Annotated in this window: 3 protein-coding genes and 2 pseudogenes; 2 read left to right on the forward strand and 3 right to left on the reverse strand. The window is 66.7% G+C overall.

Annotated features, from left to right (window positions below; translation table 11 throughout):
* Positions 1–78: 78 nt before the first annotated feature.
* The 3 genes from CBI38_RS22015 to ychF form a co-directional block, all read right to left on the reverse strand.
* Positions 79–396 carry a helix-turn-helix domain-containing protein gene (locus tag CBI38_RS22015; protein WP_230989920.1) on the reverse strand — a complete coding sequence of 106 codons (318 nt, stop codon included), beginning with the start codon at positions 394–396 and terminating at the stop codon, positions 79–81.
* A 14-nt stretch (positions 397–410) separates the two neighbouring features.
* The gene (locus CBI38_RS22020) at positions 411–764 is read right to left on the reverse strand and encodes a type II toxin-antitoxin system RelE/ParE family toxin (RefSeq protein ID WP_109332204.1); all 354 of its coding nucleotides are present in this window, start codon (positions 762–764) and stop codon (positions 411–413) included.
* Between the two features lie 337 nt (positions 765–1101).
* Positions 1102–2181 carry a redox-regulated ATPase YchF gene (gene ychF, locus CBI38_RS22025; protein WP_109332205.1) on the reverse strand — a complete coding sequence of 360 codons (1080 nt, stop codon included), beginning with the start codon at positions 2179–2181 and terminating at the stop codon, positions 1102–1104.
* A 314-nt stretch (positions 2182–2495) separates the two neighbouring features.
* On the opposite strand from ychF, the pseudogene CBI38_RS39215 reads away from it, so the two are divergent.
* Together CBI38_RS39215 and CBI38_RS39220 are read left to right on the forward strand one after the other, a co-directional pair.
* Positions 2496–14543: pseudogene (locus CBI38_RS39215) on the forward strand (amino acid adenylation domain-containing protein); the annotation flags it as partial.
* 82 nt (positions 14544–14625) lie between these two features.
* A pseudogene (locus tag CBI38_RS39220) lies at positions 14626–17697 on the forward strand (non-ribosomal peptide synthetase); the annotation flags it as partial.
* Positions 17698–17880: the final 183 nt, after the last annotated feature.

A 17880-nucleotide genomic window follows, 5' to 3' on the forward strand; every position in this document is an offset into this window, starting at 1 on the left:
CACAGTGTAGGGAACCGGGGCCGTCTCGCTGTACCGGGTCAGGCTCTCAACCGAATCGATGATCCAACGGACGACAAACTACTGAAGTGTGATCGAGTCGTCTCCGAAGTCCGCCACCACGCGTAGGCGTCCGCCGAGCGCAGCCACATACGATTCCAAGGTGCCCAACTCCGTGTGTTGCAAGTCGCCGCGTTCGAGCTTCGACACTCGGGCTTGTGAGACACCTAGCGCCTTAGCAACATCCGCCTGCCGCGGCCCTTGGGCCTTACGGATGTCTGCCAGGCGGTAGGCGCGCACCATCTCATGCATCTCCTTACGTGCGTTGTCCGCGCGCTGCGGATCGATCAATCCGTTGTCGACCGCCTCCGCGCGAACCTCACGCCAATTCCGTGCCACCTTCGACACCTCCTTCAGTCGTCGTAATCTCCGTCTAGCCACTTCTGATACCGGTCGTCCGCCACCGGGATGTTTTCGGCATACCACGCCCGCCATTGACCAGTCTTATCGCCGCCGACTAGCAGTACCGCATCGCGGTGTGGATCAAAAATGAACAAGATTCGTATGTGAGTACCCGGCGGTCGCAACTCCTTCATGCTGTGAAAGCGAGAGGCTTTCACCTTGTCGACCACTGGGCGCCCTAAGGTTGGACCGGTAGCCTCGAGAAGGTCAATCGCACCAGCAACATGCTCGGCAGCCTCTGGGTCGGTCGAAGCAAGTTCGATGAACCATTCTTCAACCTCCTTCAAGAGTTCTACGTTGAACACAAGGAGATCATATAACTTCTATGTTGTATGGTCCAGACTTAGCATAACTCGGCCTGGGCCATCCCCATCGGTGACCTTGCACGGATCGAAAGCGCATCACGGACGAATCGCTCGGTCTCGCTGATTCGCCCAATCGATCCGAGTTAATCGACGCATCCCATGACTGACTCGGGGTAGGAACGCAGGCGCTCACGTGCGATTCCTTCGGCTGCCTTCTCCGCGACGAAGCGTCGCTGAAGATCGCACGACGAGTCGACCGTCGTATTCAAAGAGGCGCTAGGAACTGCTGTGTACTCAATGTGCATCGAAGACCGTATCTAGCCGCCGACCAGGCGTTCTAGACGTTGAAGCGGAACTCCACGACGTCTCCGTCGGCCATGATGTAGTCCTTGCCTTCCATGCGCACCTTGCCGGCGGCTTTGGCGGCGGCCATGGATCCGGCGGCGACGAGGTCGTCGAAGGAGACGATCTCGGCCTTGATGAAGCCGCGTTCGAAGTCGGTGTGGATGACGCCGGCGGCTTGGGGGGCGGTGTCGCCCTTGTGGATGGTCCAGGCCCGCGCTTCCTTGGGGCCTGCGGTGAGGTAGGTCTGCAGGCCGAGGGTGTGGAAGCCGGTGCGGGCGAGAGCGTGGAGGCCGGGCTCGGACTGTCCGATGGAGTCGAGCATCTCCTGCCGGTCCTCTTCGTCGAGCTCGAGCAATTCCTGTTCGACCTTGGCGTCGAGGAACACGGCGTCCGCGGGGGCGACGGATGCGCGCAGTTCGGCGACCTTCGCCTCGTCCGTGAGCACTGCCTCGTCGGCGTTGAACACGTAGAGGAACGGCTTGGTGGTGAGCAGACTCAGCTCGCGCAGCAGTGTGAAGTCGAGCTTGTCTTTCGCGCTGAACAGCGTCTTGCCGGTGTCGAGCACCTCCTGCGCGGCCAGTGCGGCCTCGTGCAGGGGCTTGAGGTCCTTGTTCTTCTTCGCTTCCTTCTCGAGCCGCGGCAGAGCCTTCTCCAACGTCTGCATGTCGGCGATGACGAGCTCGGTCTCGATCACCTCGATGTCGGACGCCGGGTCGACGCGGCCGTCGACGTGCACCACGTCGTCGTCGTTGAACACGCGTACCACCTGGCAGATGGCGTCGGCTTCCCGAATGTTGGCCAGGAACTTGTTGCCGAGACCGGCGCCTTCGGAGGCGCCCTTCACAATGCCGGCGATATCGACGAACGACACCGTCGCAGGCAGGATCCGCTGGGAACCGAAGATCTCGGCGAGCTTGTTCAGCCGGGGATCGGGCAGTTCGACCAGGCCGACGTTGGGTTCGATGGTGGCGAACGGGTAGTTCGCGGCCAGCACGTCGTTGTTGGTCAGCGCGTTGAACAAGGTGGACTTGCCGACGTTGGGCAGTCCGACGATTCCGAGGGTAAGGCTCACGGTCGTTGGATTCTACGGCCTCGGTCGCGGTGACCGGTCACCAGTTGCGCGCGTCCCCGTTCGGGGTGTAACCCGGTGATAGCCCGGAGCTGCCGCACGGCTGCCGAAACTCCTGGCCGGGACCCGTAACGGGGGGAGGCGGGTTGACGATGTAACAAGGCTAAGCACCACACCGGAAGGACACAGTCAGCACGCGGTCCCGAACGATCACCGCACCGTAACTGAAACCCGTACCCCGGGCCCCTCTGACCTCCACGCCCCACGGGTGTGGCGGCACCCGCGACCCCCGGTCGTTGCATGGAGGGATCCTCCCCTTGGATTCTTCAACTTCATCCGACCCCCACACCGACAGGTTCGGTGCCGGCTTTCCGCTGTCGTCTGCGCAGCGCGGGATGTGGCTGGCGCAGCGGCTGACGCCCGAGGTTCCCCTCTGCATCGCGCAGTACGTCGAAGTGCACGGACCCTTGGATGTGGCCTTGCTCGACGAGGCGTCCGTGACCGCCGCGCGCGAGTTCCACTCCCCGTTCCTCCGGATTTTCGAGGTGGACGGCGAACCTTTCCAGGTGGTCGACCCGACCCTCGATTTGTCGACCGAGTACGTCGACCTCCGGGCCGCCGCCGACCCGCTGGCGGCGGCGCACACGTGGATGGAGGACGACTACACGAGACCCCTCGACCCCGAGGCGGACATGCTGGCCGCATCAGCGGTTCTGCACGTCGGGGATCAGCATTACTTGTGGTACAGCAGGATTCACCACGTCGCGCTGGACGGATACGGGGCGATGACCATGGTCAATCGCATCGCCGCCCTCTACACGGCTGCCGTGCAGGGGCGCCCCCCGGAACCCAATCCCGCGGCGGATCTGCGCACCCTCTACGCCCTCGACCAGCAGTATCGGTCGTCGTCTCGATTCGAAGCCGACCGCGACTACTGGGCGCAGCGGATCGCCGGGTTCGCGGAGGGGTCGAGCCTGTCCGAAGTGGTCTCGCCGGCAGTCGCGAAGAGCATCCTCCTGACTACCTCGCTGTCGGATGCCGCGTCAGAGCGCCTGATGCACTCGGACGAGGTGTTCGGAGTTCCCGCAGCCGGCGTGGTCGTGGCTGCCTTCGGTTGCTACCTGGCGAGAATGAGCGGCCGCGAGAAAGTGTTGCTCAGCCTGCCCGTCTCCGGTCGAACCACCACCATCCTGCGACGTTCCGGTGGAATGCTCGTCAGCCTCGCCCCACTGCACATCAGCGCGCCGCCAGAGGACCGGGTGGACGAGATGCTGCGCCGGTCCCAGTTGGAGCTCATGGGCGCACTCCGCCATCAGCGCTACACCCTCGAGGACATTCGCCGTGATGCCGGCGACCGATCGTCCGGCCGCCGGCTCACCGGTCCGATGGTCAACGTCATGCTCTTCCATCGGGAAATCACACTGGGCCCGGTGACCGGGGAATTCCACGTCGTCACGTCCGGTCCCGTCGAGGACCTCCTGGTGAACGTCTACCGCAGCGGCACACCCGAGAGGACGCTGGTCGAGTTCCGGGGCAACCCGCACCGGTACACCGCCGAGGACTTGCGTCGGCACCATTCCGCTTTCGTCGCCCTGTTGGAGGAGCTCGTCGGGGCCCGCCCCGAAGACGCGACGGCGGACGTTCATCTCGAATCCGCCGCCGAAGGAGCACGCCGACGGCGGAAGGTGGCTGCGCTCGACTATTGGAAGCAGACCCTCCACGGCCTGTCCGCGAACGACATTCTGCCCACCGACCACCCGCGGCCCGTCGATCGCACACTCGTGGCGGACGGACGGGTCGATGTTCGCATCCCGGCCGAACTGCACCAACGCATGCACAGTGTCGGCGCCGACTGCCGATTCGCAGCCTTCTCCGCGATTCATACCGGGCTGGTCGCACTGCTCTCCCGGCTGGGGAGCACCGACGACATCGCGGTCGGCACCTCCGGTGGTCCGGGCGGTGGGCCGCTGATCCTACGCACCCCCGTCGACAGCGCTCAGACGTTCACCGACGTGCTCGGACGGGTCCGCGACACCGAGCTGGGCGCGTACACCCACTCCGACGTCCCCTTCGACGAGGTCGCGGCGGCACTGGACCTACGGGACGAGTCGTCCGGCCGGTACCCATTCCAGATCGGTCTCGAATTCGTAGGTACGGCAACGGACGCGTCACCGACCGACGGCGCGGACCTGTCGGTCGTCTGCACGGCGCACCCCGACTGTGCAGGCGTCGATATCCAGCTTCTTTTCGCGACGGCCTTGTTCGAACCCGACACCGTGCGGGAGTTCGGGGACCGCTTGGTGCGCCTGCTCGATGTCGCCACGCTCGACTCCGGTGCGGCCGTCGGTGATTTCGACGTCCTCACTCCCGCCGAACGCGCGAACCTGGTACCCGCTCTGGGACCGCCTGCGCTGCCGCCCCGACTGCTGCCCGACATACTGACTTCGGCCGCGGAGATCGATCCCGACGCCATTGCCGTCTCCGAGCGGGGCACCGACATGTCGTACCGCGAACTGGACGAGGAATCGAATCAGTTGGCACGCCTGCTGATCGCGCGCGGTTCCGGACCGGACACCATCGTCGCGCTCGCACTGCCGCGATCTTCCGAGTTCGTGCTCGCGCTCTGGGCCGTCGCCAAGTCCGGTGCAGCGTTCCTCCCGGTGGACCCGAACTACCCGCAGGCCCGCATCGAGCACATGCTGACCGATTCGGGCGCAGTGCTGGGCGTGACCGATCACCGACACCGCCTGCGTTCGCCTGCCGTGTCCTGGCTCGACTTGGACGACACACGAATCGAGACAACGGTCGCCGGGTGCTCTCCTACCCGTGTGACCCAGGCGGATCGATTGCGGCCACTACGGCGTGACCACGCGGCCTACGTGATCTACACGTCCGGTTCCACCGGCATCCCGAAGGGTGTGTCGGTCGGGCACCGGGGCATCGCTGACCTCGTCAGCGCGGAACGCGAAGGTCTGGAAATTTCGCCGAAATCGGGGGTCTCCCATTTTGCCTCGCCCAGTTTCGACGCTTCCATCTTCGAACTGCTCGGCGCATTCGGAGCGGCAGCGCGGGTGGTGATCGTGCCACCTGCCGTCGTCGGCGGCGCCGAACTGACCCGGGTACTCGCCGACGAGCACGTCAGCCACGCAATATTCACGCCGACTACTGCGGCGACACTCGATCCCGCAGCCCTCCCCGAGCTGACCGATCTGGCCCTCGCCGGCGAAGCAAGCCCGCCCGAATTGGTCACGCGGTGGGCGTCTGACGCCCGGAAGGTCCGCAACGCATACGGCCCCACCGAGGCCACGATCATGTCGACGCTGAGCCCACCGCTCGCGCCCGGGCAACGGGTGACCCTGGGCGGGCCGATCCGGGGGTTCTCGATACTGGTTCTCGACTCCCGACTCCATCCGGTTCCGCCGGGAGTCGCAGGCGAGGTGTATCTGGGTGGTCCCGGCCTTGCCCGCGGGTATCACCGGCGACCCGGCTTGACTGCAGCACGTTTCGTTGCCGACCCGCACGGTCCACCGGGCGAGCGCCTCTACCGCACGGGCGACGTCGCCGCGTGGCGGAAGTGTGCCGGCCTTCCGGACGGAACACCCACCAGCCTGTCGCTGGAGTACCTGGGCCGCAGCGACTTCCAGGTCAAGATCCGCGGTTTCCGTATCGAACTCGGCGAGATCGATGCCGTCTTGATGCGGCATCCCACGGTGAGCTTCGCTGCGACGGTCGACCGCGCCACCAGCGCAGGCGACCCCACACTCGTCGCGTACGTGCGACCGGCGCAGGGCGCGCAGGTGGACGTCCCCGGATTGGAAACGCTCCTGCGAAACACCCTCCCCCGGTATATGCTTCCGTCGGCCATCGTGCCGCTCGACGAGGTCCCACTCACCCCTGGTGGGAAACTCGACCGTGCGGCGTTGCCCGCACCCACCTTCCTTCCCGGCAGCACTCATCGGAAGCCGGCCACCCCGACGGAGGCCACCGTCGCCGCCGTCTGGGAGACCGTGCTGGGGATCAGCGGCATCGGCGCCGACGACGACTACTTCGATCTGGGCGGGAATTCGCTGACGGCGACCCGGGTGGTGGCCCGGGTGAACGCGGCCCTCGGCACCACGATCGGGGTCGCTGAACTGTTCGAGGCGCCGACGGTGGCGACACTGGCTGCGAGACTCGACCGGGACGAGCATCGCGGGCCTGACCGTCCCGCTCTTGCCCCGGTGGCACGCCCCGCCGTCATTCCGCTGTCCTCCGCTCAACAGCGCATGTGGTTCATCAATCAGTACGACACCACGTCACCCGCCTACAACATTCCGCTCGTCGTCCGCTTGACGGGACGACTCGACGTGCCCGCCCTGGTGGCCGCGATCGGTGACATCGTGGAACGGCACGAATCGCTGCGCACTGTGTTCCCCGCATCACCCGACGGCCCGCACCAGGTCGTGCTGCCGGCCGCCGACGCGGTACCCGTCATCGAACCGATCCCCGTGGAGAACGCAAACGAACTGGCGCAACGCCTTTCCGAGGTGTGCTCGACGAGGTTCGACGTCGCCACCGCCGTCCCCTTGCGCTGCACCCTCCTTCAGCTCGGCGACAGCGAGTACGTCCTGGCGCTGGTTCTGCACCACATCGCGGCGGACGGGGCGTCGACCGCGCCACTGGCTCGGGATGTGACCACGGCGTACGCCGCGCGCACCGCCGGTCACGCCCCGCAGTGGCCACCGCTCGCCGTGCAGTACGTCGACTACACCCTCTGGCAGCATGCATTGCTGGGAAGTGACACGGACCCGGACAGCCTGCTTTCGCGGCAACTCGACTACTGGACCGAAACACTGAGCGGAAGTCCCGCTCTGCTCGAGTTGCCCACCGACCGCCCGCGCCCGGACACCCGGTCGCTGCGTGGCGGCCGCGTAGAATTCTCGATCGACCCCGAGTTGCACGGCGCCGTGCTCGAGCTTGCGCGAAACTCCACGTCGACGGTGTTCATGGTGTTGCACGCCGCACTGGCAGTTCTGCTGGCCCGGCTCAGTGGATCCGACGACGTCGCCGTCGGCACTCCGGTGGCAGGCCGCGGCGAGGCAGCGCTGGACGACGTCGTCGGCATGTTCGTCAACACCGTGGTCCTGCGTACCCAGACAGACCTGTCGACGGGTTTCGGCGACACCCTTCGGCACGTGCGGGACACCGATCTCGCCGCCTTCGGTCACACCGACATCCCGTTCGAACAGCTGGTGGAGGTGCTGGACCCCCCACGTTCATCGGCATATTCACCGCTCTTCCAGGTATTGCTCGAGTTCGAACACATTCTGCCTTCGGGCAGGGAACTGCACGGTCTCGAGCTGCCCGGACTCCGCCTGGAGCCGGTCGACTACGACGCGGGAATGGCCAAGTTCGATCTGCAGCTCTGGCTCTCCGAACGCCTCGACACCAACGGCTCCCCCCTCGGTATGCAGGCGGGGGTCGTGTATGCCACCGATCTGTTCGACGAGCAGACGGTGCGGAAATTCGCCGAGCGTTTCGTGCGCATACTGGAGGCGGTCACCGAGAATCCGCAGACTCCGATCGGTGACATCGAGATCCTCGATGCAGCCGAGCGGGACGCCGCGCTCACGCCTTGGCGGCAGCCCGTCACAATGAGTGAAAGCCACACTCTCGCAGACGTATTACTCCGCGCGGCGACGACGTCCCCGAATCAGGCAGCCGTCACCTACGCGGGTGACACGGTCTCGTATTCCGAGCTGGCTACCCGCGTCACTCGCCTGGCCCGTCTGCTGATGAACCGCACGCTTACCCCCGAAACCGTGGTCGCCGTGGCGGTTCCCAGGTCCGTCGACTGGGTGGTTGCCGTGCTCGCGGTGATCGCAGCGGGCGGTGCCTGTCTCCCGGTCGAGGTGACCTGGCCCCGCTCCCGCGTCGAGCATGCCCTGACGTCGGCGGATCCCGCGATGATCATCACTCACCTCGACCTCGCGGCTGAACTCCCCGACACCGGTTCTGCTGTCGTCGTGCTCGACGCTCCCGACACGGTGCACGAACTCGCTGCCACGTCGGATGCGCCGCTCACGCATGCTGCGACGCCGGACTCGGCCGCCTATGTGCTGTTCACCGCCGGTTCGACGGCGCCGCCGAAGCCGGTCTCTCTCTCGCACCGCGCCGTGCTCGCCGCCTTCGCCTCCGCATCCCAGTTCGGCTTCGACAATTCCGACGTGTGGACGACGTTTGCCACCCACACCGTCGATCTCTCCGTGTGGGAGCTGTGGGGTGCGTTGCTGCATGGTGGTCGGTTGCTGATCGTCGATGAAGACACCGCCCGGTCACCGCGCGAGACCGCAGCACTGATTGCCCACGAACACGTCACTGTCCTGAGCCGGACCCCCACAGCATTCGATCCGATTCTTCGCGCCCTGCCAACGGCGGGAAGCACTCCACTGTCAGCTCCGCGACTCGTCGTCCTCGGCGGCGAGGCCGTCTCCACCAACCTGGCCGCACGATTGTCCACGCTGCCGGCGTCGACCACCGCCATGCAGATGTATGCCTCCACCGAGACCGTCACCTGGGTGGCAGCGTCGGAGGTACTCGCGACCGCACACCAGGCACAGGCCCTCCCGCTGATATCCGCGCCCGGGCGGCCACTCGTCGTTCTGGATCGTCGGCTGCACATCGTCCCCGCGGGTGTCGTGGGCGAGCTGTATGTGGGCGGTACCGCCCTCGCACGCGGCTATCACGGCCGGGCACGTGCCACCAGCACCCGCTTCGTGGCGAGTCCGTTCGATGGTCCCGGCGAACGGATGTACCGCACCGGCGATCTGGCGCGAACCGACCGAGACGGGGGCCTTTACATCGTCGGCCGTTCCGACTTCCGGTCGTCGCTCCGCGGATACCGTATCCCCCTCGACGAGATCGACGCGGCGATGTCGGCGCACCCGTCGATCGACCGGGCGGTGACGGTCGACTACACCACCCGTTCGGGTGACCACACCCTGGTGTCCTATGTGACGCCGGCCGCGAGTGCCGAAGTGGAGCAAGGCCGTCTGACCGAATTTGCCGCGACCCTGCTTCCGGCGCACTGCATTCCCACCGAGATAGTGGAGCTCGACACTCTTCCCGTCGACTCCACCGGTGCGGTCGACCGCACCGCCCTGCCCGTGCCTGAGTCCCTCGGGTACGCCGCCGAGTTCCGCGCGCCCAGGACACCACGCGAGGAAGCGGTCGCATCGGTGTTCGCGCAGGTACTCGGTGTCGAAGGTGTGGGCGTCGACGACAACTTCTTCGAACTCGGCGGCACCTCCCTGATCGCCACGAAGGTGGTGGCCCGCCTCAACTCGGCGCTGAGCACCGGAATCGGTGTGCGCGCCCTATTCGAGGCGCCGACCGTGCAGGCCCTGGCCGCCGTGCTCGACGCCGAAGACAAAGAGGCGTCCCTCCCACCGCTCCGACCGAGGGATCCCACCCGGACGGTCCCGGTATCGTTTGCGCAACAACGGATGTGGTTCGTCAATCAGTTCGATACCAGCTCCGCGGCCTACAACATACCGATGGTCGTGCGTATCAGCGGACCACTCGATATTGCCGCTCTCAGCGCTGCCCTGGTGGACGTCGTCACTCGACACGAATCGTTGCGGACGGTGTACCCCCTCACCGACGATGGACCGGTCCAGGTGGTGCAACCCGTCGACGAGGCACAACTCGAACTCACGCCGATACCGATCCTCGACGACAAGCACCTGCGGGAACGGATCGACGACGTCATCGCCACCACCTTCGACGTCACGGTTCGGGCACCGCTGCGTGCCGAGGTATTCCGCGTGGACCCACTCACCCACGTCTTCGCGCTCGTGGTGCATCACATCGCGGCGGATGGGTGGTCCCTGGTTCCGCTGGCGCGAGACATGACCACGGCGTATGCCGCGCGCACGCAGGGTCACGCCCCCGACTGGAAGCCACTTCCCGTGCAGTACGGGGACTTCGCACTCTGGCAACGAGAGGTCCTGGGGTCCGCCGAAGACCCGACGTCGCCACTGTCCGAGCAGCTCACCTACTGGCGGACCACGTTGGCCGATCTCCCTGAGAGGCTCGAACTGCCGGCCGACCGTCCACGACCCACGACCGCCACCTACCAGGCGGCCACCGCCCGCTTCACCATGTCACCCGAGACGCACCGTCGGCTGACCGAGATGGCGCGGGAACACGATGCCACTCCCTTCGTCACCGTCCACGCCGCTCTCGCGGTTCTGCTGTCGCGGCTCGGGAACACCGGCGACGTCACGGTGGGATCGCCGATCGCGGGACGTGGTGAACAGGCACTCGACGATCTCGTCGGCATGTTCGTCGGCACCCTCGTGCTGCGCACGCGAATCGACCCGGCACTGCCGTTCGACAAGGTCCTGGCCCGAGTACGAGAAACTGATGTCGACGCCTTCGCGCACGCGGACATCCCCTTCGAGCGTCTGGTCGAGGAACTGAACCCGGCGCGTTCCACGGCTGCACACCCCCTGTTCCAGGTGATGCTCTCCTTCCTGAACCTGGCGGAGGCGAAACCGGAATTGCCCGGACTGCGCGTGTCCACCCTCGACCTCGACTCGCACCTGTCCCAGTTCGACCTGAATGTCGTTCTCCGCGAACACCTCACCGACGACGGCGCGCCTGGCGGAATCACCGGCGAATTCGTGTATTCCACCGATCTCTTCGACGAAGCGACAGTGCGCGGGTTCGTCGACATGTTCCTCCGCGTGATCGACACGGTCTCTTACCTGCCCACCACGGTGGTCGGTGATATCCCCTTGCTCGACAGCACCGAGCTCGAGCGAGCGCTCGACCGGAAGTTCGTCACCAGACACGACTTACCCGGTGACACGATCCTCGACCTCTTCGATGCCCAGGTCGCCAGGGCACCCGAGGACACCGCTGTCGTGTTCGAGGGGAATGCCCTGAACTACCGCGAGTTCGACACCTGGACCAATCAGCTCGCGCGCATCCTGATCGGGAGGGGCATAGGACCGGAGTGCGTGGTGGCACTGGCCCTGCCGCGATCGTTCGAACTGCTTGCCGGAATGTTCGCCGTCGTCAAAGCGGGCGCCGCCCTGCTTGCCCTCGACCTCGGACATCCCCCCGAACGCATCGCCTATCTGCTCGACTCCTCCGCGCCCGCATTGGTGCTCACGATTTCCGGCGTCGATGTTCCCGTCCCTCCCGGCACCGAGGTCCTCGCCCTGGACGTCGTCGATCTCGAGGCTGTGGATGCGCGTCCGGTCACGGACGCCGACCGCATCGCTGCCCTGCACCCGGAGAACCCCGCCTACGTGGTCTACACCTCGGGCTCCACCGGAAGACCCAAGGGCGTCGCAGTGTCCCATGCAGCGATCACCAATCAGCTGGCGTGGTCCCGATCCCAGCTGCCGCTCCTTCCCGACGACCGCACCCTCCAGAAAGCACCGATCGCGTTCGATGTCGCCATCTGGGAATCATTCTCGGCATTGTGCGCCGGCAGCGCATTGGTCATTCTCCGGCCCGACGGCCATCTCGATCTCGAGTACCTGACTACGGTGCTGTCGACCGAGAACATCACCGTCGTCGAATTCGTGCCCTCGATGCTCGAGGTGTTCGTCGGCGACCACCGGCGCGCATTCCCCTCGTCGCTCCGCCGGGTGTTCTCGGGAGGTGAAGCTCTGCCTGCCCGCACCGCCGACCGGGTGCTGTCCCGAGGTGTCGCGCTCGGGAACATGTACGGTCCGGCAGAAGCGTCGGTGACGGCCACCTATTGCGATGTCACGTCGCTGCCGCTCACACCGGTGATTCCGATCGGCACCCCGGTGTGGAATACCCGGGTGTATCTCCTCGATCACCGGTTGCACCCGGTGCCGCGCGGAGTGGCTGCCGAAATGTACATCAGCGGTGCGCAACTGGCCCGCGGATACCTGGGACGACCGGACCTGACCGCACTTCGGTTCATCCCGGATCCGAACGGTGCCCCGGGGAGCCGGATGTATCGCACCGGTGACCTCGCCCGCCACAACAGTCTCGGACAGATCGAGTATCTGGGACGCAGCGATTTCCAGATTCAGCTGCACGGCTACCGTGTCGAACCGGGAGAGATCGAATCCACACTGCTCCGCCACCCAGGGGTTGCCCAGGCCGTGGTGGCACTCCACCGGGACTCCCACGGCGCCGACCATCTGATCGGTTACGCCGTGCCCGAGCCGGATGCGGAGATCGACGGGAACATCCTGATCGACCATGCCGCCTCTGCCCTGCCGTCGCACATGGTGCCGTCGACGATCCTCATCCTGCCGTCGTTCCCGCTGACCCCGAACGGCAAGGTCGATCGTGGGGCACTTCCCGCCCCCGACTTCACCGTCCGTGCAACGAGCCAGCGGCTGCCGAGCTCGGAGGCCGAGCGCGTACTCGCGGCCCTGTTCGCAGAGGTACTCGGTCTCGACGCCGTGGGTGTCGACGATTCGTTCTTCGCTCTCGGCGGCGACAGCATCATGGCCATTCAACTGGTCGCGCGGGCACGAACCACCGGCCTTACGGTGCAACCGCGGGACGTGTTCGAACACAAGACCGTCAGCCGGCTCGCGCGGGCCGTCTCGATCCAGCCTGTCGCCACACCCACTTTGGAGGAACTGCCCGGTGGCGACACCGGAGAGTTTCCGCTGACGCCCATCGCTTCCTGGTTGCTCGAGCTCGGCGGTGACTTCAGCCAGTTCTCGCAGGCCGCACTGCTGACCACCCCGGCAGGGGTCGACCACGAGACGCTCACGCGTACCCTCGAGGCCGTCGTCGAGCATCACGCCGCCCTGCGCGCTCGGCTTCGTCTCACCCCGGGCCGCGACCCGATCATGGAGGTACCCGCGGGACCCGCCCCCGGCGGCGGTGATGTTCTCCGACGGGTCGCGGTCGCGCGGGTCACAGGCCCGGAGTTCCATCGCCTGGCGGTCTCCGAACTGGAGGCCGCAGCCGGCCGGCTCGATCCGGCCCGGGGCGTCATGCTGCAGGCCGTCTGGTTCGACGCCTCCCCGGACCACCGCAACGGCGACCTGTCAGCGCAGGAGGGCCGACTACTGCTGGTGATCCACCACCTGGCCGTCGACGGCGTGTCCTGGCGAATCCTGGTACCCGACCTCGCCGCCGCCTGGGAAGACATCACCGCCGGCCGGGACCCCGACCTGCCCGAGAACGGGACCTCGATGCGCCGCTGGGCGCACGCCCTCGTCGACACCGCCCCCGAACGGGCCGGTGAACTCGACCTCTGGCGCCGCATCCTCGACGGACCCGACCCCCTCCTCGGATCCCGGCCACTCGACCCCGTCCACGACACCCGGGCGACGTCCCGCGACCTCACGGTCGACGTGCCGACCGGCGTCACCGAGGCACTATTGGCCGACGTGCCCAAGGCTTTTCACGCCGGCACCGACGACGCGCTGCTCACTGCGCTCGCGCTCGCGATCGCCGTCTGGCGACACCGCAGGGGCCTTCGGGTGAACGAGGTTCTGGTGACCGTCGAGGGGCACGGCCGCGGCAACAGCCTCATCCCCGGCGCAGACCTCTCCCGCACCGTCGGCTGGTTCACCACCATCCACCCCGTCCGGCTCGACCTCACCGGCATCGACCTCGACGACGCCCTCCACGGCGGAGACGCCGCCGGAACCGCCATTAAAACCATCAAGGAACAACTACGCACCATCCCCGACCACGGCGCCGGATACGGTCAACTGCGCTACCTCGACCCCGACACCGCCGAAGAACTCCGCACCTACCCCGACCCCCAGATCACCTTCAACTACCTGGGCAGGTTCACCACCGCCGAAAATGTCGACGGACAGAACTCGGCCTGGTCACCGGTCGAGGATGCCGACCTCGGGGGACGTCAGAACGCGGAGATGCCCGCACCTGCGGTGCTGAGCATCGACGCAGCCGCGGTAGGGGCCGCGAGTGCACGAGAGTTGAAGTCCACGTGGACGTATGCGGCCGGAGTCCTGACCGCTGCGGAGGTGAGCGAACTCGCCGACCTCTTCACCACCGCACTCACCGCCCTCACCACCCACACCCACCAACCCCACACCGGCGGACACACCCCCACCGACTTCGACCTCGTCCACCTCGACCAACACACCATCGACACCCTCGAACACCACTACCCCACCCTCACCGACATCTGGCCCCTCTCCCCCTTACAAGCCGGCCTCCTCTTCCACTCCGAATACACCGACCACACCCTCGACACCTACACCGTCCAACTCACCCTCGACCTCCACGGCCCCCTCGACACCACCCGACTCCACCACGCCGCCGAAACCCTCCTCCACCGCCACCCCAACCTCCGCGCCGCCTTCACCCACACACCCGACGGCCACCCCATCCAAATCATCACCCACCACACCCCCTCCCTGGACCCAACACGACCTCACCCACCAACCACCCCACCAACACCCCACCACCGTCGAAGACATCCTCACCACCGACCGCCACACCCGCTTCGACATGAACACCCCACCCCTACTCCGCTACACCCTCATCACCCGCACCCCCCACCACCACCACCTCGTCATCACCAACCACCACATCCTCCTCGACGGCTGGTCCACCCCCCTCCTCCTCCACGAACTCCTCCACCTCTACACCCACCACAACGACACCACCGGACTTCCACCGGTGACCCCCTACCGGGATTACCTCGCCTGGTTGGCTCAGCGCGATTACGCCGAGTCGGTCGAGGCGTGGCGCCGGGCGCTCGAGGGTGTCGAGGAACCGACACTTCTGGTGCCCCAGGGTCATCTCGCCTTGGAGCGGGGGGCGCCTGCCGACCACGTCGTGACGCTCGCCGCCGAACACACCGACGCCTTGCGGGCGCTGGCGCGGGAGCGGAACCTCACCCTCAACACCATGGTCCAAACCGCCTGGGGCATCGTCCTGGCCACCCTCACCCACCGCGACGACGTCGTCTTCGGCACCACCGTCTCCGGACGCCCACCCCACATCCCCGGCATCGAAACCATGATCGGACTCTTCATCAACACCATCCCCGTCCGCATCACCCTCGACCCCCACCACACCCTCACCCAACTCCTCGACCACACCCACCACACCCACACCCAACTCCTCGACCACCACCACCTCGGCCTCCCCGACATCCACCGCGCCACCGGACCCGCCACCACCTTCGACACCCTCACCGTCTTCGAGTCCTACCCCCTCGACACCGCCGCTCTCGACCCCCACGACAGCGAACTCGACATCACGGGCGTCCATACGATGGACACCACCCACTACCCTCTGGCGATCGCCGCCACCGCCGACATTCGCCTGCACCTGCGTGCCACCTACGACAGCGCCGCTTTCGACACCGCAGCGGTCGACACCCTGCTCGAGCGGGTGATCACCGTTCTCGTCGCCATGGCCGACACACCGGCTCTTCCGCTCTCCCGCCTGAGCGTCCTCACCCCCGAAGAGTCGGCAACGCTGGTGCCCGCCCGGGGTGAGGCGGCCGAGCGGCCCCGCACCCTCGCCCACCTCATCACGGAAGCCACCGTGCGCCACGGTAATTCCACCGCGGTGGTCGACGGCGACGTCCAGGTGACCTATAACGAACTCGACGAACGCTCCACCCACCTCGCCCACTTGCTCGTCTACCAGGGGGCCGGTCCGGAAACCGTTGTCGCGGTGGCGGTGCCGCGGTCGATAGAGTCCGTGGTCGCCGTGTGGTCGGTAGTGAAGACCGGCGCCGCGTTCCTTCCCGTGGACCCCACCTACCCCCGCGCCCGCATCGGCCACATGGTGTCCGACTCCGGTGTCACCCTCGGCCTGACCGTCTCCGAGCATCTCGAAGCACTGCCCGGCACTGTCGCATGGACAAGTGTCGATGACGTACGCACGGACGGCGGCGCTCCGGCCACCGGTTCCGGCGTCGACCTGTCAGGTCCGAGCGTCGACACCCCGGCCTACGTCATCTACACCTCCGGGTCGACCGGCATCCCGAAAGGTGTCGTGCTCAGCCACCGTGGGATCTACGCACTGGCAGACGAATTGCGCGAGCGCGCCGCCGTGACGTCGCGATCGCGCGTCATGCACTTCTCGTCCCCGAGCTTCGACGCATCGATCCTCGAGTACCTGCTGACCTGGTCGGCGGGAGCCACCATGGTCCTGGTCCCACCCACCGTGTACGGCGGCGAGGAGCTGAAGCGGCGGATGCTCGACGGCGGCGTGACCCATGCCTTCCTCACTCCCACCGCCCTGGCCTCGCTCGATCCGGCCGGATTCGACGGGCTCGAATGCATCCTTACCGGTGGCGAGGAATGCCCGACGGAGCTGGTCGCTCGCTGGGCGCCGAAACACCGCATGCTCAATGCGTACGGCCCGACCGAGGCGACGGTGGCCACCAACCTCACCCACGACTTGGTCCCGGGGGAGACGGTCCCGATCGGCGGCCCTGTTCGCGGCGTCACCGAGCTCGTGCTCGACACCCGGCTGCAACCGGTCCCGGTAGGCGCGCCCGGCGAGCTCTATGTCGCCGGCGGCGGGCTGGCGCGTGGCTACTACGGGCGCCGCGGCCTCACCGCGACCCGGTTCGTGGCACACCCCTACGGCGGCGCGGGTGAGCGGCTGTACCGTACCGGTGACATCGTCCGGTGGCGCGACCACGGTCATACGCTGGAGTATCTGGGCCGCAGCGATTTCCAGGTGAAGGTCCGCGGCTTCCGCATCGAACTGGGCGAGATCGATGCGGTGCTGACCCGCCATCCCGCCGTCGCCTTCGCAGCCACGCTCGCTGACCAGACGGCTTCGGGTGACACAGCCCTCACCGCCTACGTACTGCCCGCCGCCGATCAGGACTTCGAGGCCCGCAGCCTCGTCGCGTACCTCGCCCAGCGAGTGCCCTCGCACATGATTCCCGCAGCGATGGTGCCGATTGCCGAGATACCGCGCACCCCGGCCGGCAAGCTCGACCGCGACGCACTGCGGGCCTTGCGCGGTACTTCCGGGCGGGACGGGCGTGACGGTACCGGACGGACAGCCCCCACCACTCCGCTCGAAGACACGCTCACCCGGCTGCTCGCTGCGGTACTCGAGATGCCCAGTCTCGGGGTCGACGACAGCTTCTTCGAGTACGGCGGGAACTCCCTCAGTGCCACCCGGGCGGTGGCCCGCATCAACACGGTGCTGCACACCGACATCGGCGTCCGCGCACTGTTCGATGCCCCCACCCCTCGCGCGCTCGCCCGGGTGGTGGCCTCGGCGGAGAGCGGCACCACCGCCCGGCCTGCGCTCACTGCGGGTCCGCGGCCGCGGTGGATCCCCCTCTCCCCCGCCCAGAAACGCATGTGGTTCCTCAACCAATACGACACCACCTCACCCGCCTACAACATCCCCCTCACCCTCCACCTCACCGGACACCTCGACACCACCGCACTCGAACACGCCCTCACCGACCTCACCACCCGCCACGAAACCCTCCGCACCACCTACCCCCTCCACCACGGCCAACCCACCCAACACATCCACCCACCCACACCCCACCACCTCCCCACCACAACCACCACCGAAACCCAACTCCCCACCACATCACCACCGACACCACCACCGGATTCGACGTCACCACCGACACCCCACTGCGCACCCACCTCTACCAACTCACCCCCACCACCACATCCTCACCCTCGTCCTGCACCACATCAGCGCCGACGGCCACTCCTCACCCACTCCTCC

The sequence above is a fragment of the Rhodococcus oxybenzonivorans genome (assembly GCF_003130705.1).
GTDB lineage: Bacteria > Actinomycetota > Actinomycetes > Mycobacteriales > Mycobacteriaceae > Rhodococcus_F > Rhodococcus_F oxybenzonivorans.